Source organism: Pseudomonas lurida (assembly GCF_002563895.1).
Lineage (GTDB): Bacteria > Pseudomonadota > Gammaproteobacteria > Pseudomonadales > Pseudomonadaceae > Aquipseudomonas > Aquipseudomonas lurida.
Genome location: NZ_PDJB01000001.1, coordinates 4,903,867 through 4,919,721, shown reverse-complemented (window position 1 = coordinate 4,919,721; position 15,855 = coordinate 4,903,867). Strand labels below are relative to the sequence as shown.

Here is a 15,855-nt window from a genome sequence, read left to right as displayed (position 1 = left end):
ATGAAGTATCGATTCAAAGGGTAATCATGGCAACCCTCGCCACTCACGGAGACGGGTCATGAACCCCACCAAGTCGATGACTGAACGCGTTTGCCAGGCCCTGGGTTTTGAAGGCCTGGCGTTGTTGATCTGTACACCGCTGCTGGTGTGGATCACCGGTAGGCCCGCCCTGGAAATGGGCGCGGTGACTTTAGGGCTGAGCCTGCTGGCGCTGGCCTGGAACATCATCTTCAACAGCCTGTTCGACCGTCTCAAGGTGCGTCTGCAACTGTCCGGTGGGGGCTGGACGCGGGTACTGCACGCGCTGATGTTCGAAGGCGGGCTGATCATCGTCGCCGTGCCGTTGATCGCTGCCTGGCTGAACATCAGCCTGATGCAGGCGTTCATGCTGGATATCGGTGTGCTGCTGTTCTTCCTGCCGTACACCTATGTGTACCACTGGGGGTATGACGTAGTGCGGGAAAAATTCATGCAGCGCCGTGGGCTGGCTTTATAGGATTCGACGCGTCGGCGATAGCGCGCCCCCACATCACCATCGCCGGCAAGCCGAGCGTCTACAGGGGGAGGAGTGAGGCCACGAAGTCCAGGAACGCCCGCACCTTGGCGGCGGGCAAGTGCCGCGACGGGTAGTAGGCGTACAACGGAAAACGTTCGTCCGGCCAGTCGGGGAACAGTTCCACCAGGGCGCCGCTCTTCAGTGCCGGCGCCAGGCCAAGGTCGAGCATCTGCGCCACGGCATGCCCATGCTCGCACGCGCTGTACAAGGTGCTGGCATCGTTGACCACCAGGCGGCCATCGGTGCGCACGATCACTTGCTCGCCTGGCCGGTGGAATTCCCAGGCAAACGGGCGCCCAGTCTGCGAGTCGCGAAAGTCCAGGCACATGTGCCCGGTCTCCAGGTCTTGAGGAATGACGGGGCGGCCGTATTGCTCAAGGTAAGCGGGGGAGGCCAGGGTAAGTACGCGTACTTCCATCAACTTGCGGGCGATCAATGAAGAGGATTGCGGGATGCCGAAGCGAATCGCCAGATCGAAACCGTCGGCCACCAGGTCGCCGAGTTGGTCGCGGGTGTGCAGGTCCAGTTGCAGGTACGGGTATTGGCGCATGAAGTCGCCGAGCACCGGGCCCAACACCAGCCGCGAGAAATAGGGGTCGATGTTCACCCGCAGGCGCCCGCGCACGGTCAATGCACTGTCTGCTGCGGCGTTGGCGGCCTCTTCAAGGCCGGCCAGCAGCGGGGCGATCTCCTGATAGAAACGTCGCCCCTCGTCGGTCAATTGCACCGAGCGGGTGGTGCGGTCGAACAGGCGAATTCCCAGGCGTTTTTCCAGGCGTGAAATCGCGCGGCTGACCCCCGACGGTGTCATCTCCAGGCTGTCGGCAGCGCGGGCGAAACTGCCGCTGTCGACCACGGCCGCCAATACGCCCATGCCGCCCGCCAAGCCTGGATCAAAACTCATCGATGATTGCCTGTCAGTGATCTGAAGGCATTGATGCTAGCGCAGAATGTTTAAAGAAACATGCCGCCCGAGGCCTCGATGCGCTGCCCGGTGATCCAGTGGCTGCCATCGGCCAGCAAGGTTGAAATCGCCCCGCCAATGTCGTCCGGCAAACCGGCGCGCCCCAGGGCCGTGTTGTTGGCCACCATCGTATTCACATCCGGGTTGTCACGCACCGCACCGCCGCTGAAGTCGGTGGCAATCGCGCCAGGGGCCAGGGTATTCACGGTAATCCCGCGCGGGCCCAGTTCCTTGGCCTGGTAGCGCGACAGTACTTCTATCGCCCCCTTCATCGACGCGTAGGCCGAATACCCCGGCAGGCTGAACCGTGCCAGGCCGCTGGAAATATTGATGATACGCCCGCCATCGCTGATCAGCGGCAGCAGTTTTTGCGTAAGAAAGAACGGCGCCTTGAAGTGGATCGCCACCAACTGGTCAAACTGTGCTTCGGTGGTCTCGGCAAAACTGGCGTGGGCGCCGATGCCGGCGTTGTTGATCAGAAAGTTGAAGTGATCCTGGGCGAAAACGTCCTTGAGCAAAGTGGCGACTTTGCCGACAAAGTCATTGAAGCTGCCGCTCTGGCTCACATCCAGCTGCACCATCGCGGCGCGGCCACCCAGGGCCTGAACCTGCTCGACCACCGCTTGAGCTTCAGCCGCAGCACTGTGGTAGGTGCCGATGATATCGACGCCCTGAGCCGCCAGGTGCAGCGCGGCGCTTTTGCCCAGGCCACGGCTTGCGCCGGTGATAAGTGCGATTTTACGGGTCATGGTGATGTCCTCTCAGGTGATCAGTGGGAGGAAGTGTATTTATTCGTGCCTGACGTGATAAACAGCGCTATACCGGAATCACTGGCCGGATAAGGCGAACAATCCATGAACAAACTTGAACTGCTGCGCACCTTCGTGCGCGTCACCGAGCTGTCGAGCTTCACCCAGGCCGGCGAGAGCCTGGGGCTGCCGCGCTCCACCGTGTCCGAGCATGTGCAGGCGTTGGAGGCGTTGCTCGGCGCACGCTTGTTGCAGCGCACCACGCGCAAGGTGCAGGCCACCCAGGACGGCCGCGTGTTGTACGAGCGCAGCAAGGACCTGCTGTCGCACATGGAGGAACTGGAGGGGCTGTTTCGCCAGGATGAAGCCCAGCTCAGCGGGCGCATTCGGGTGGATATGCCCAATGTGACGGCGCGGAACATGGTCCTGCCGCACCTGCCGCTGTTCATGGAGCGACACCCGCTGATCCAGATGGAAATCAGCAGCTCGGACCGCCAGGTGGACCTGATCGCCGAAGGCTTCGACTGCGTCCTGCGAGTGGGCGCCCAGCCTGATCAAACCGTCGTGGCGCGCCGGGTGTGCAGTATGCCGATGGTCAACTGTGCGAGTCCGGCCTACCTTCAACGCCAGGGGGTGCCCCACACCCTGGCTGACTTGGCCAATCATCACTTGGTGCATTACGTACGGCCGCTGGGCGCACGGTCATCCGGCTTTGAATATCAGTCGGGCGGCAAGGTGCTGCGGGTGCCGATGGAAGGGCGTGTCACCGTCAACAGCACCGATGCCTATCAGGCGGCGTGCCTGGGCGGCTTTGGTATCACGCAGGTGCCGTTGCTCGGCGTCCGCGATTTACTGGCCCGGGGCGAATTGATCAGCGTCTTGCCGGACTTCGTGGCGCCACCGCTGGAGGTGTCCCTGCTCTACGCCGGTCAACGCCATTTGCCGCAACGCGTGCGGGTGTTCATGGATTGGCTGGCCGCCACCTTGCAAGCCCAGCTCTAACGCCGTGCAGACAACTGCTGCGGCGCCAGGAAGGCGTCGTGGAAGTAATCGCGCACTGCCTGCATCGCCGGGGTGAACGCGCGCTCGCGGTGCCAGGCCAGGCCCACGCTCATGGGTGCCACCTGGTCAGTGACGGTCAGGGTTTCGATGCGCTTGCCTTCCAGGGACCAGGGCCGATGCACCAGGTCTGACAGGATCGCCACGCCGCTGCCGTTGGCGACCATGCTGCGCACGGCCTCCACCGAGCTGGTGCGCAGCCGCACATTGGGCATTTGCCCGGCCTGTTCCCAGTAACGCATGGCGCTGTGTTCGGCCTCGTCGACGGTGAGCAGGATGTAGGGTTCCCGGGCCACGTCGGCCAGGCTCACGGCGCCGCGTTCGCACAAGGGATGATGGCTGGGCAGCCACAGGCGGCGTTCCGAATTGAACAGGATTTCCGAGACGATCGCCGGGTGGGTGAGGTTGGCGGTGAGCACCACCGCCATGTCGAACTGGCCGTCGAGCAGGCCTTGTTCGATGGCCTGGCGTTCCTGCTCGAAGACTTCGATGGTCACGTCCGGGTGCCAGTGTTCCATGCGCTGCAAGTGGTGCGGCAGGAAGTAGCCAAGCACCGTGTAGCTGGCCGCCAGGCGCAGCACCCCGCTGGCGCGGTAGTCGGGCAGCGGGCTGTTGAGTGCATCGTCCACGCTGCGCAGAATCACGTAGGCACGGTTGAGAAAGTGCCGGCCGGCGTCGGTCAGGTTCATGCCTTGGGCCGAACGCATGAACAGCTGCACGCCGAGCATGGCTTCCAGCTCCTTGATCGCCGTGGTCACCGCTGACTGGGAAATGTTCAGGTGAATCGCCGCTTGGGAAATCTGGCCGATTTCGGCGGTGGCGACGAAGTAGCGGACTTGGCGCAGGGTCAGGGACATGCCGGGCTCCTACCGTCGGGTGAGGGTGTGGTTATCTGATTTTCAGAAGATGGGCTATCTGATAATAGATCTTCCCAAGGGGTCAAGCCGCAGCCTACTTTTCCACCATCACTTAGGCGGAGCGACTTCGATGCAGGCAGTGGATTTCAACTCGGACATGGGCGAGGGCTTCGGCCCCTGGACGATCGGCGATGGCGTCGATGCGCAGCTGATGGCGTATATCAGCTCGGCCAATATCGCCACCGGCTTCCACGCCGGCGACCCCGGTACCATGCGCCTTACCGTCGAACGCGCCAAGCAATTGGGCGTGGCCATCGGCGCGCACCCGGGCTTTCGGGATCTGGTCGGCTTTGGCCGTCGCCACATCAACGCACCGGCCCAGGAACTGGTGGACGACATGCTCTACCAGCTCGGCGCCCTGCGTGAAATCGCCCGCGCCCAGGGCCTGACCCTGCAACATATCAAGCCCCACGGCGCGCTGTACATGCACCTGGCTCGCGATGAAGAAGCCGCGCGCCTGCTCGTTCAAAACCTGCGCATCATCGAGCCCACACTGCTGCTGTACTGCATGCCCAACTCGGTGATCTGGCGGATCGCCACAGAGCTGGGGCAACCGGTGGTGCGCGAGTTTTACGCTGACCGTGAATACGACCTGACAGGTTCCATCGTGTTTACCCGCACCGTGCGGGCGCTGGATCCTGCGACAGTGGCGGCGCGCGTCCTTAGGGCGTGTCAGACCGGGCTTGTACGAACTGTGGAAGGCGAAGACCTGTTCATCGAATTCGACTCCATCTGCCTGCACAGTGACACCCCCGGTGCGCTGGAGTTGGTGGAGGCCACCCGCGAAGCCCTGGATCAAGCGGGCATTACGGTCAAAACACCCCAATAAAAAAACATCGCTTATTTTTTTTCGCCTGCCTTTCTACAATGATTCCAAGAGGAACAGACATGGCTGAAACGTCCCCCATCCGCTACAGCTTCGGTGGTGATGAACACCTGTTTGCCGAGGTCAGCGACAGCATGTCCCTGGAGGCCTTTTTCAAAGGCATGGCGGTGACCCGCGCGGTGGAGCGCCTGGCGCTCGAAGGCGTGCTGGATGTGTGCCTGGCCAATGCGTCGTTCCAGATTCGCTTCGACCCCGACCGCATCGCGCCCCACGTATTGCTCGATGCGGTGCAGACCGCCGAAACCCAGGCCGTGGCCGAACGCACGTTGCACACGCGCATCATCGAAATCCCGGTGCTCTACAACGACCCCTGGACCCATGAAACCCTGATGCGTTTTCGTGACCGTCATCAAGACCCCAGCGGCACCGACCTGGAGTACGCCGCGCGCATAAACGGCCTGGCCGACGTCGACGCGTTTATCGCCGCCCACAGTGGCGCGCCGTGGTTTGTGTCGATGGTCGGCTTTGTCGCGGGCTTGCCGTTCATGTTCCAGATGGTCGAGCGCGCGCGCCAATTGCAGGTGCCCAAGTACCTGCGACCGCGCACCGACACGCCGAAACTCACCCTCGGCCATGGTGGCTGTTTTGGGTGCATCTACTCGGTGCGCGGTGCCGGCGGTTACCAGATGTTCGGCGTGACCCCGGCGCCGATCTACGACCCGGCGCAGCAACTGGCGTACCTCAAGGAACACATGGTGTTCTTCCGCCCCGGCGATATCGTGCAGTTCAAACCGATGGACCGTGACGCCTACGACCAGGCGGTGGCCGATGTGGACGCCGGCCGTTTCGACCTGCGCATCCGCCCGGTGGAATTTTCCCTCGATGCCTTTCTCGCCGACCCTATCGGTTATCCGAAAACCCTGCAGGAGGCGCTGGCATGATCAAGGTCCTCAAACCCGGCCTCGCCACCTCCGTGCAGGACCTTGGCCGCGAAGGTTACTACCACTTGGGCATCCCGCCGTCAGGTGCGCTGGACCAATACGCATTGAGTGCGGCCAACCATTTGGTGGGCAACCCGGCCGGCGCGGCGGGCCTGGAATGCACGCTGATCGGTCCCGAACTGGCGTTTCAACAGGACGCGCTGGTGGCACTCAGCGGCGCGTTGATGTCGCCGCGCCTGGACGGTGAGGTGGTGCATCAGGACACCGCGTTCCAGGTGCGTGCCGGGCAGGTCTTGCGCTTTGAATTTCCCAGGGCCGGCGCCCGCACCTACCTCGCGGTGGCCGGCGGCATTGACGTGCCATTGGTCCTTGGCAGTCGCTCGACGTATACCCTCGGCGCACTTGGCGGGTTTCACGGGCGGCGTTTGCAGGAAGGCGATGAGTTGCCCATTGGCGAACCCAGCGGCACGGGCCGTGCGGGCAATAGCCTGCCGATGGCGTTGCGCCGATCGGTGGGCGGTGATGTGACCCTGCGTGTGGTGCCCGGCCTGTATTACGAGCGATTGACCGCTGCGGCCAAAGCCAGCTTTTTTGCCGAGCCCTGGACCGTGGGGTCCGAGGCCGACCGCATCGGCTATCGCTTCAAGGGCGGCAGTGCATTGACCTTCCAGCCGCGGGAGCAACCCTTTGGCGCGGGATCGGATCCGTCGAACATCGTCGACAGTTGCTACCCGATTGGGTCGATCCAGGTGCCGGCCGGCCTGGAGCCGATTGTGTTGCATCGGGACGCGGTATCGGGCGGTGGCTACGCGATGATCGGCACGGTGATCAGCGCCGACCTGGACCTGATCGGTCAAATGCAGCCAAACCAGCGGGCAGGGTTTGTGGCGGTGACGCTGGAGGAGGCGTTGGAGGCGCGGCGGGTGTACAAAAAACGGCTGAAGGCTATGACTGGACTCTTCAATCACTGAAGCAATACAACGCCAAATGTGGGAGCGGGCAAGCCCGCTCCCACATTGTGTGCTGTGTGGCGTTAGAAGAGTTGGGTGAACAGCCAGTAGAGGCTGCCTGAAAGCAGGATGGCGGCCGGTAACGTCAGCACCCACGCCATCGCCAGATTGCGGATAGTGCGCATCTGTAACCCGCCCCCGTTGGCCACCATGGTCCCCGCCACACCCGACGACAACACATGGGTGGTCGACACCGGCAGCCCATACATATCCGCCGCGCCAATGGTCAGCATCGCCACCATTTCCGCCGAGGCACCCTGGGCGTAGGTCAGGTGCGTCTTGCCGATCTTCTCGCCGACGGTCACCACGATGCGTTTCCAGCCCACCATGGTGCCCAGGCCCAGGGCGATCGCCACGGCGATCTTCACCCATAACGGAATGAAGCGCGTGGAACTGTCGATCTGTTGCTTGAACAGTTGCAGCTTGCCCTGGGTATCCGCGTCGAAATTGCCGACCTTGCCCTTGTCCATCAGGCGAATGGTTTCACTGCTCAGGTACATGTCGTTGCGCACATTGCCGACGGCCTCGGCAGGCACTTTGGCCAGGGAGCCGTAACCTTTGACTTCATCACCGATCTGCCCGGCCAGGGCGGCGAGGGCAGGCACCAGTTCGGCCGTAGGTTCCTTGGTGCGCACATAGGTCGAGAGAATAGGGCGCGGATCGCCGGTCAAAGCGTGGGGGGCACTTTTCACCAGGGCGGCCTGGGTGACTTCGGCCACGGCCGCGAACTGCAAGGACTGCTCGGCCGGCATGGTGCGGTTCAGCGCATAGGCCATCGGCAGGGTGCCCACCAGGATGAGCATGATCAGGCCCATGCCTTTTTGCCCGTCGTTGGAGCCGTGGGCGAAGGACACGCCGGTGCAGGTGGCAATCAGCATGCCGCGGATCCACCACGGCGGCGGGGTGTCACCTTTCGGCGCCTTGTACAGCGCACGGTTCTTGACGAAGGCACGCAGCGCCAGCAACAGCATGGCCGCAAACGCGAAGCCGATCAGCGGCGACAGCAGCAAGGCGTAACCGATCTTGATCGCCTGGCTCCAGTCCACACCACTGGTGCCGTCGCGCCCGTGCATCAGGGCATTCGCCACGCCCACGCCGATGATCGAGCCGATCAGGGTGTGGGACGACGAGGCGGGCAAACCCAGCCACCAGGTGCCGAGGTTCCACAGGATTGCGGCGATCAACAGGGCGAAGATCATCGCGAAACCGGCCGATGAACCCACCTGCAAGATCAACTCGACCGGCAGCAGTGCAATGATGCCGAACGCCACGGCGCCGCTGGAAAGCAGTACGCCGAGAAAGTTGAAAAAACCGGACCACACCACCGCAAAATGCGGCGGCAACGAGTTGGTGTAGATCACCGTCGCCACCGCGTTGGCGGTGTCGTGGAAGCCGTTGACGAACTCGAAACCCAGGGCGATCAACAGCGCCACACCGAGCAGTAAAAACGGCGTCCAGGTAGTGAGTTGAGCCCCCATCTCGTGCATGTCATGCATGAGGCTGTAGGCGGTGAACAACAGGCCCATGGCGAGCACGGCGAAGAAGATGATCACCGTCACCAGGCCGGGTTTCTTGTCCAGCCTGGGTTTAGGGTCTGCAGGTGAAGCGTGGGGGGAGGCAGTCAGTGAAGGGGTGGCCATGCCGGGGCATCCAGTGTGGGGAGGATGTCGTTCATAGTCATTGCAGAATGTTACAGAGATGCTGCCGCAGGTCAGTGTTTAGCGGTATTGAGGTCGCCGCTTGTCCTGTGAGCAGCGCAAAACCCGTGTGGGAGCGGGCTTGCTCGCGAATGCAATGTGTCAGTCAACTTAGCTTTAACTGATACACCGCATTCACGGGCAGGCCCACTCCCACCGTTTGACGGCATTTTAATTCAATAGTCTTTGCGTTTCCTAAAGGCCCAACGCCCGGCGATCAATGTGAAGGTAGCCACCAACGCCACCAATATCCAAAACCCCTCCGGGTCCTGGGAAAGCGGCACCCCCCCAACGTTCATGCCGAAAAAGCCGGCGATGATGTTGATCGGCAACGCCAGCACCGTCACCACGGTGAGGGTGAACAGCGTGCGGTTGCTTTGTTCGTTGAGGTTGGCGGCGATCTCTTCCTGCAACAGCTTGATGCGTTCGCCCAGGGCCATCAGGTCGTTGATGATCAGCGCAAACTCTTCGGTGGATTTACGCAATTCCTTCACGTCTTCCTTCTGCAGCCACTGGGGCGGGCGGTTGAGCAGGCGCAGCAGCGAGCCAGGCTCCAGCGCCAACAGGCGTTGCAGGCGTACCAGCACCCGGCGCGCCGCACCGAGTTCGGCGCGGTTAGTGGACAGGCGTGAAGACAGTAACTGGTCTTCGATATGGTCGACGCTGATGCTGGTCTTGCGCACGATCTGCGTCAGCACCTCACCCTGGTCGCGCAGCAAGTGCACCAGCAACGCCAGCGGCGAGCGAAAGCTTTCACCGGCCTTCACCGACGAGCGCAGTTTGTCCACCGAGTGCAGTGGTTGCAGGCGCGCGCTGATCAGCAGGCGACTGCGGGCACACACCCACAGCGTGGAAATATCCGACGACACCATGCTGCTGAAGTTGAACACCACGTCGTTGACCACCGCCAGCAAGGCCGAGTCGACGTGTTCGATGCGCGTCGAGCGCGACCCCTCGTGCAGGGCTTCGAAGAATTCTTCCGGTAGGTCCAGGTTTGCCTGCATCCAGCGCTCGCACGCCGCGTGCGCGAGGTTCAGGTGCAGCCACAAAAACTCTTGCGGGTCGTCCGGTTGCCGCAGGGCCTGGAGCGCCGTGGCCGAATCGATCTGCTCGCCCTTTTCACCGGGGCGAAAACGGAAACCGTAAAGCAAGCCAAACAGGTCGGAGTCCTGGTGGCTGTGGTCGATGCTGTGGTTCATGAGGGCTCGCAGAGAAAAGGCCTGTAGGACGTTTCACAGGTCGCGTAGCGAATCATTGCAAGTGAATTTGACAGTTTTGTGACGAGCGACAGGAACCCCAGCAATTGGGGGTTGCCTACCAGAAAGGCCGCGATGCCTACGTGGCCGCCGGTGGCGATGCGAGCGCCGGCGACACGGCGGTCAAGGGCGTCGACCGCGCCGCCAGTGAGCAGATGAGTGCGCTGGTCAGTGATCTGCGCGAACAAGGCAGCCAGCAATCCAGGGCCATCAGTGCCTACGCCGAGCGTACCGTGCTGGTAGGACTGGCAATCATGGTGCTCTCCAGTGTGTTGATCGGCTTGTTCAGTCTGTGGCTGATCAACCGCAACCTGATCCTGCCGATCCGCAGCCTGATCGACTACGTGACGCAACTGAGCCACGGCCGCTTCGCCGAGCGCGTGGCCAGCCGTCGCCAGGATGAACTCGGCCATCTGGCGGCTGCCGCGAATACCTTGCGCGACTTCCTCGCTGAAACCTTCAGCCGCCTGCAGCGCAGCGCCACCGACCTGGTCAGCGCCAGCGGCGAGTTGAATGCCATTGCTGGCCAGATGCGCAACGAGATCCTCAACACGGGCACCATCATCCGCCGTCTGGAAACCGACAGCGTGCGCATCGGCAAGGTGCTGGAAGTGATTCGTGGGATCGCCGAGCAGACCAACCTGCTGGCGCTGAACGCCGCCATTGAAGCCGCGCGCGCGGGCGAAGCCGGCCGTGGTTTTGCGGTGGTGGCCGATGAGGTGCGCAGCCTGGCGCAACGCACGGCGGCGTCGATCATCGAGATCAACGGGATTATCGAGGCGGTGCAGACCGGCGCGGTGGATGCGGCCGAGGCGATCGTGAGCGGCCAGTCATGCAGCGATGAGAGTGTGGAGAAGGTCACCCAGGCCGGTGCCATGCTGGCTCATATCACCCAGGCCGTCGAGGCGATCCGCGACATGAACCGCCAGATCGCCACGGCGGCCGAGGAGCAGACCTCGGTGGCCGAAGACATCTCGCGCAACATCACACAGATCACCACGGTGGCGACGGCCAACCTCGATAACGTCAAGCGCACCGAAGCGGCGAGCCATAACCTGCGCGGGTTGTCGAGTGAGTTGAACGAGGTGACGGCCCGCCTCGGCGCTTGATCAGGCCGTTGCCAGGCTGAATGTGAACACGGTGCCGTGCTCGGCGGTGGTGGAGACGCTCAACTCACCGCCGTGGGCGTCGGCAATCTGCTTGACGATATACAACCCCAGCCCCAGGCCGGCCTGGGGCGTGTCCTTGGCGGGGCGTGAGTAGGGCTCGAACAGCCGGGGCAAGGCTTGCGCGTCGATCTGCCCGGGGTTCTTGACCGTCAGGTTGAACTGGCCCTGCTCGATCTTCGCCGTGACTTCCACCGGCCCGTCGTGACGGCCATGGTGGATGGCATTGGCCACCAAGTTGGACAGCAACTGTGCCAGGCGATCGCGGTCGCCGCTCACGCCCTGCAGAACGCCGATGTCCGCCTTGATCACTCGCTGCGGGTGCACGCTCTGCACCTCCGAGACCACATGCTGCAATGCCGCCTGCAAACCCTGGCAATCGCTGATGTTCAGCGGAATACCGCTGCCCATGCGGCCCCTGGCGAAGTCCAGCAAGTCTTCGACCAACTGCGCGGCGCGGCGACCGCTGGCCAGGATATGGCGTACGAGGGTATCGGTGGCAGGGTCTGGAAACTTGCGCAGCAGCCGCTCGGCGCCGAAGTTGATGGCAAACAGCGGGTTGCGCAGGTCATGGCCAAGCACGGCGATGAATTGCTCGCGCAGTTCGGCGGTGTCGCGCTCTTCCAGCAATTGCGCATGGGTGTGCTGAGCGGCTTCTTCTGCTTCGATCTGCAAGGACAGCACCCGGGCGAACGACTCCATGGTCGACTGGATGCTGCTGCTGCGCAGGTGGGCAGGGTTGGGGTCGAGGGCGCAGATCGTGCCGAAAAAATTCCCGTCGGTGCGGAACACCGGCACCGAAATGTAGCTTTCAAACTGATAGAGCCGCGGCGTGTGGTGGTCGTGGTAGAGCGGATCCTCGCTGGCCTTGTCGATTACCACGGACACATGGGAGCCGCGAATTTCGTGGCAGATCGTGGTGGTCAGGTCCAGTTCACCGCCGACGCCGAGGCCGAAGTCCAGTTGGTCGAGAACGGCGCAGGCGGTCCAGGTGTCGTCGGTCACCCGTGCCACAGCGGCAAAGCGCAGGCCGGTCATGTCGCTGATGACTTTGAGCATCGCGGGGACGGCACTGATTCGGCCAATGGTGGCGATGTCGTCGGCTTTTTGCCCCATGCAGCATTCTCGATCCGTAAGGTGGTGAGCGTTATGCCCTGGCCGATAGCGGGGATTTTAGCGACCTTGCGCACTCTAGGTGTAATTTCATTCACTAAATGGAGGGTTTTCCTACGTTCGGGCATAAAAAAGCCGCGCTACCCGAAGGCAGCGCGGCTGTGAGCGAGACGGTGAATCAGCTGTCGATCTTGTCTTCCAGCACGGCGCCGGTCTTGGCGTCGAGCTTCACTTCAAACTTCTTGCCGGCGGTGTCAGTCAGGTCAACTTCGTAGACCAGCACGCCGCTGTTGTTGTGGTCCAGTTCGGTGTCGGTGATGGTCGCACCTTTGTGTGTGGCCAGTGCAGCGCTGTTGAGTTGTTCGAAAGGCTTCACGGCGCCGGATTTGAGCAGGCCTTCGATCTGGTCGGGGCGAACATCAGCCTGGGCCAGGCCGGCGGTCAGTGTCAGGGCGGTAGCAGCGAACAGGGCAGTCAAAGTTTTCATGGTGTGTGTCCTTCTCGGGTGAGCTGTTTAAGTGGGATCAGATTAACCAGCGCAACTTAATTCACCCTTAATTATTTCAAGCAGTTGCGCAGTTTGTTCAATCCGCTGGTTGCGCAGGATCGCCTCGCGAATGGCGTGGGTCTGTCGCGAAGGGATGAACAGGCGATGGGCGTTGGTGAGGTGCCCTTGCAGGCTGACCGTGATCGGCGCGCCGGGGCAGACCATCCATGGGGGGCGTCATGCGCATGGGGCGCGGTGCGCCCCAGCTCGTCGAGGATCAGGCTGTCGTCACGCCCCAACCACAGGCGGCCTGACCATGGGGCCTTCACTCAGTACTTATAGTCGTTCAACAGGTCCTGCACGCTGGACGACGGCCAGCGCTTGTAGAACTTCAGCAGTTCGGCGGCGCGGTTGGTGAAGATGCCATCGACGCCGGCCTTCATCACTTTGTCGAAGTCCACCGGCTCATCCACGGTGTAGACGTGCACCAGCAGGCCTTTGTCGTGGGTCAGCTTGTTCATCTCCGGCTTGACCAAGTCCGAGTAGCTCTGGTCGCCATGGTTGGTCAGCTCAGCCGATGGGCCAGTACCAATGGCGCCGAGGCTCTTGGCTTCGTCGACCCATTTTTCGAACTCGGCGGCGTCCTTTGGCTCTTGCTTGGCGTAGTAGGCGGCCTTGGTGGTTTCGCCGGACTCGGCGAAGGTCTGCTTGTTTTTAGGCTCGATGCTGCCTTCACCCACCCACAGCAGCAGGATTTTCGGGGTGTTGGGCATCTCTTTCTGCAGCTCTTTCAGGCTGGCGACTTCAAAGGTTTGCAGCACCACGCGGCCCTTGCCCTGGCCGACGCCTGTGTTGCTCTTGCCCAGCTTGGAGCCGGCGGAACTCAGCCAGCCTTTATCCAGCAGCTTGTTCTTCAGGTCCGCCTCGATGCCCGGGAATTGCTTGGGTTCCTTGGTCTCGATGTACAGGCCGGGTTTGTGCTGCGGGTTGCCTTCGGCGATCTTGATGATGTCGTCCAGGCTCTGGATTTTCAGGCCGACGAAACCTGGGCGTGCGCGGTCTGGGTAGGCGGTGTTGAACCAGCTGCCGGCGTCGAGGGTTTGCAGTTCTTTCCAGGTGAACTCGTTGGCCGGGGCATCCTTGCGATCAGGGAACTTGGTGGCCACGTCGGTGGTGCGCTGCAGGTTGTTGTCGTGCAGGGCGAACAGTACGCCGTCCTTGCTGCGCTGCAGGTCCATTTCCAGGTAGTCGGCACCCAGGTCGCGGGCGATCTTGTAGGCCGCGGCGGTGGACTCGGGCGCATCAAAGGAGGCGCCACGGTGGGCGATCACGGCAGGGTAGGGGATGCCTTCGTTGGTCGCCAATTCGGCCGGGCTGATGGGGTCTTGCGCATGTGCCTGGCCAAGGCCGAGCATCAGGGCGAGCAGCAGGGCGCTCTTGGTAAACGTGACAGGCATATGCGAAGTCCTTTCGTGGAGGTAGCTTTGAGAAGGCCTCCTTTTTAACAATTGATTGCGAAAGGCGCTATCACCAAACCGACATTAACGTGCGCACGGGCAAAATTTTCGGGTTTTTGACGGGTGCATTGCAGTACTCTTGGCCGAAGCCGCCCCGTTAGAGGGCGGTATTTCCCGCCACGCGTGTAAACCATCTTTCCAGTCCCCATGGGACTTTTCAGTGAGGTTTACCATGCGCATCACCTCCGAGCTTATCTGCCAGGCCGCCGACCAACTCCACGGTTTTGTTGGCCTCAACCGCAAGACCGGCCAGTACATCGTGCGGTTCAGCGAAGACTCCTTTGGCATGGATGTGGCCGATGACGGCATCATCCCCACTGCCGAATTCGTCTGGCTGCCGGCCCCGGAGCAGGCCATGACCCTGTCCCGTGACCGTATCCAGTTGCTGCTGGACCAGAACATCGACGACCGCATCAACATCACCGAGCCGTTGCGGGTGTATATGCGGCGGGTGGAGATCCCGCAGATCAGCGCGTTGCGCAGTCTGGTCAGTTAGGCCTGCACGTTTCTCAACCCCAGTGAAGGTATAAAAGCGGGCGCCTTTCAATTCCGGAAGGCGTAGGCCCGTTCGACTTTGCATACCCGGGTCTGGAAGGCCGAGTACCAGGTGGCGCGCCCCTGTTCGCGCACCGCGCGGTGCTCGGCCTGCTGTTTCCAGGCCAGGATAGCCGCCTCATTTTCCCAGTACGACACGGTGATGCCCAAGCCGTCTTCCCGTGCCGATTCCACGCCGAGAAACCCCGGTTGTTCGCGCGCCAGTTCGAGCATGCGAGTGGCGGCCTGGCTGTAACCGAGATCGCCTTCGGTGCGCAGTGAACTGAAGATCACCGCGTAATAGGGCGGTGCGGGTGTGTGGGCGATCATGCCGACACCGCCTGGCATGCCTTGAGCAGGGCAACCGCCAGGGGCGGGGTGACGCCTTTCAGCGCGCTGCGCTCGGGCTGGAACAGGGTGGCCACGAAGAACGGATGATCGAGCAGTTCCACCGCGCGCAAGTCGCCAGCTGCATCATGGCCGCTGGGGATCAGGTCGCCTTCGAGCAGGGCATCGATGAACTCAGGGTTGATGCCGTAGCGGCAGCGATAGTCCTCCAACAGGTCAAGGGTGCCGTAGGCGTCGGCGATGCGCGTGTAGGGCGCCAGGCGCACGGTGTCGGTGGCTTCCACCAGGGCACAGCTCAATGGCGCGATCACTGCGCGCTTGGCATCCGGGGCGAGTTCGCCATGCTCGGCATCGGCCCAACCCACCACGTTGCGGGCATATTCCAGCACGGCATGTTGAAAGCCGCCGCAGGTGCCCAGGAACGGTCGCCGCTGTTCGCGGGCAAAACGAATCGCCCGCAGGGCCGCCTCTGTGTCGCGATAGGGCGTGGCGGGGACGCACCAGAAACCGTCGAAGCCCTGGAGTGTCACGGGCAGGGCGTCGGTGTCGAGCCACCGTACGTGCACGGTCAGGCCCAAGGTATCGGCTGCTTGTTGCAGCGCCACGGGAATCGCCTGGTGGGCGGTCACATCGGGGTTGTAGTCGCCGATCAGGGCGACGTGCAGGTGGGTGGCGTTCATCGTGTACATCCCATGGCTTGTGGTGTCCTGGGGCG

Annotated in this window: 17 protein-coding genes; 7 read left to right on the top strand and 10 right to left on the bottom strand. The window is 62.4% G+C overall.

All coding sequences use genetic code 11. From position 1 onward, the window contains the following. Window positions 1-58 precede the first annotated feature (58 nt). Window positions 59-496, top strand: coding sequence for a multidrug/biocide efflux PACE transporter (locus ATH90_RS22315; RefSeq protein ID WP_098467272.1), 438 nt, complete (start codon window positions 59-61; stop codon window positions 494-496). A gap of 58 nt (window positions 497-554) precedes the next feature. Here the strand turns inward: ATH90_RS22315 and ATH90_RS22310 are convergent, their stop codons facing one another. After that, window positions 555-1,460, bottom strand: coding sequence for a LysR family transcriptional regulator (locus ATH90_RS22310; RefSeq protein WP_098467271.1), 906 nt, complete (start codon window positions 1,458-1,460; stop codon window positions 555-557). Window positions 1,461-1,510: 50 nt separating this feature from the next. Continuing rightward, the gene (locus tag ATH90_RS22305; protein ID WP_098467270.1) at window positions 1,511-2,269 is read right to left on the bottom strand and encodes an SDR family NAD(P)-dependent oxidoreductase; all 759 of its coding nucleotides are present in this window, start codon (window positions 2,267-2,269) and stop codon (window positions 1,511-1,513) included. 105 nt (window positions 2,270-2,374) lie between these two features. On the opposite strand from ATH90_RS22305, the gene ATH90_RS22300 reads away from it, so the two are divergent. Then, window positions 2,375-3,271, top strand: coding sequence for a LysR family transcriptional regulator (locus ATH90_RS22300; RefSeq protein ID WP_034108943.1), 897 nt, complete (start codon window positions 2,375-2,377; stop codon window positions 3,269-3,271). Here ATH90_RS22300 and ATH90_RS22295 read toward each other — a convergent pair. Further along, window positions 3,268-4,185, bottom strand: coding sequence for a LysR family transcriptional regulator (locus ATH90_RS22295; protein ID WP_098467269.1), 918 nt, complete (start codon window positions 4,183-4,185; stop codon window positions 3,268-3,270). The genes ATH90_RS22300 and ATH90_RS22295 overlap by 4 nt on opposite strands. Window positions 4,186-4,315: 130 nt before the next feature. Here ATH90_RS22295 and ATH90_RS22290 point away from each other — a divergent pair, with 130 nt between their 5' ends. The 3 genes from ATH90_RS22290 to ATH90_RS22280 are packed head-to-tail and all read left to right on the top strand — an operon-like array spanning window position 4,316 to window position 6,983. Next, window positions 4,316-5,074, top strand: coding sequence for a 5-oxoprolinase subunit PxpA (locus tag ATH90_RS22290; RefSeq protein ID WP_098467268.1), 759 nt, complete (start codon window positions 4,316-4,318; stop codon window positions 5,072-5,074). Window positions 5,075-5,133: 59 nt separating this feature from the next. Beyond that, a complete protein-coding gene (locus tag ATH90_RS22285) occupies window positions 5,134-6,012 on the top strand; it encodes a 5-oxoprolinase subunit B family protein (RefSeq protein ID WP_069078107.1) in 879 nt (292 codons plus the stop codon). Then, a complete protein-coding gene (locus ATH90_RS22280) occupies window positions 6,009-6,983 on the top strand; it encodes a 5-oxoprolinase subunit C family protein (protein ID WP_034108934.1) in 975 nt (324 codons plus the stop codon). Before ATH90_RS22285 ends, ATH90_RS22280 begins: the two co-directional genes overlap by 4 nt. 62 nt (window positions 6,984-7,045) lie before the next feature. Here ATH90_RS22280 and ATH90_RS22275 read toward each other — a convergent pair whose 3' ends face one another. Together ATH90_RS22275 and ATH90_RS22270 are read right to left on the bottom strand one after the other, a co-directional pair. Next, window positions 7,046-8,662 carry an inorganic phosphate transporter gene (locus tag ATH90_RS22275; RefSeq protein ID WP_034108932.1) on the bottom strand — a complete coding sequence of 539 codons (1,617 nt, stop codon included), beginning with the start codon at window positions 8,660-8,662 and terminating at the stop codon, window positions 7,046-7,048. 233 nt (window positions 8,663-8,895) lie between these two features. Then, the gene (locus ATH90_RS22270) at window positions 8,896-9,918 is read right to left on the bottom strand and encodes a transporter (RefSeq protein WP_034108930.1); all 1,023 of its coding nucleotides are present in this window, start codon (window positions 9,916-9,918) and stop codon (window positions 8,896-8,898) included. Window positions 9,919-10,022: 104 nt separating this feature from the next. Here ATH90_RS22270 and ATH90_RS22265 point away from each other — a divergent pair, with 104 nt between their 5' ends. Then, complete coding sequence (locus tag ATH90_RS22265) at window positions 10,023-11,084, top strand: methyl-accepting chemotaxis protein (RefSeq protein ID WP_397454797.1); 1,062 nt, start codon at window positions 10,023-10,025, stop codon at window positions 11,082-11,084. Here ATH90_RS22265 and ATH90_RS22260 read toward each other — a convergent pair whose 3' ends face one another. The 3 genes from ATH90_RS22260 to ATH90_RS22245 form a co-directional block, all read right to left on the bottom strand. Beyond that, window positions 11,085-12,257 (bottom strand): GAF domain-containing sensor histidine kinase, encoded by a 1,173-nt coding sequence (locus ATH90_RS22260; protein ID WP_098467267.1) that lies wholly within the window; start codon window positions 12,255-12,257, stop codon window positions 11,085-11,087. 175 nt (window positions 12,258-12,432) lie between these two features. Continuing rightward, the gene (locus tag ATH90_RS22255) at window positions 12,433-12,741 is read right to left on the bottom strand and encodes a PepSY domain-containing protein (RefSeq protein WP_034108927.1); all 309 of its coding nucleotides are present in this window, start codon (window positions 12,739-12,741) and stop codon (window positions 12,433-12,435) included. Window positions 12,742-13,070: 329 nt separating this feature from the next. Then, entirely contained in the window at window positions 13,071-14,198 is a 1,128-nt protein-coding gene (locus tag ATH90_RS22245; RefSeq protein WP_034108925.1) for a glycerophosphodiester phosphodiesterase family protein, read from the bottom strand. Window positions 14,199-14,430: 232 nt separating this feature from the next. Here ATH90_RS22245 and ATH90_RS22240 point away from each other — a divergent pair, with 232 nt between their 5' ends. After that, entirely contained in the window at window positions 14,431-14,754 is a 324-nt protein-coding gene (locus ATH90_RS22240) for a DUF2025 family protein (RefSeq protein WP_069078103.1), read from the top strand. Between the two features lie 47 nt (window positions 14,755-14,801). Here the strand turns inward: ATH90_RS22240 and ATH90_RS22235 are convergent, their stop codons facing one another. Both ATH90_RS22235 and ATH90_RS22230 read right to left on the bottom strand, forming a co-directional pair. Beyond that, window positions 14,802-15,122, bottom strand: a complete 321-nt coding sequence (locus ATH90_RS22235; protein ID WP_034108921.1) for an antibiotic biosynthesis monooxygenase family protein — start codon at window positions 15,120-15,122, stop codon at window positions 14,802-14,804. Continuing rightward, complete coding sequence (locus tag ATH90_RS22230) at window positions 15,119-15,820, bottom strand: CTP synthase C-terminal region-related (seleno)protein (RefSeq protein ID WP_034109374.1); 702 nt, start codon at window positions 15,818-15,820, stop codon at window positions 15,119-15,121. Before ATH90_RS22230 ends, ATH90_RS22235 begins: the two co-directional genes overlap by 4 nt. Window positions 15,821-15,855 lie beyond the last annotated feature (35 nt).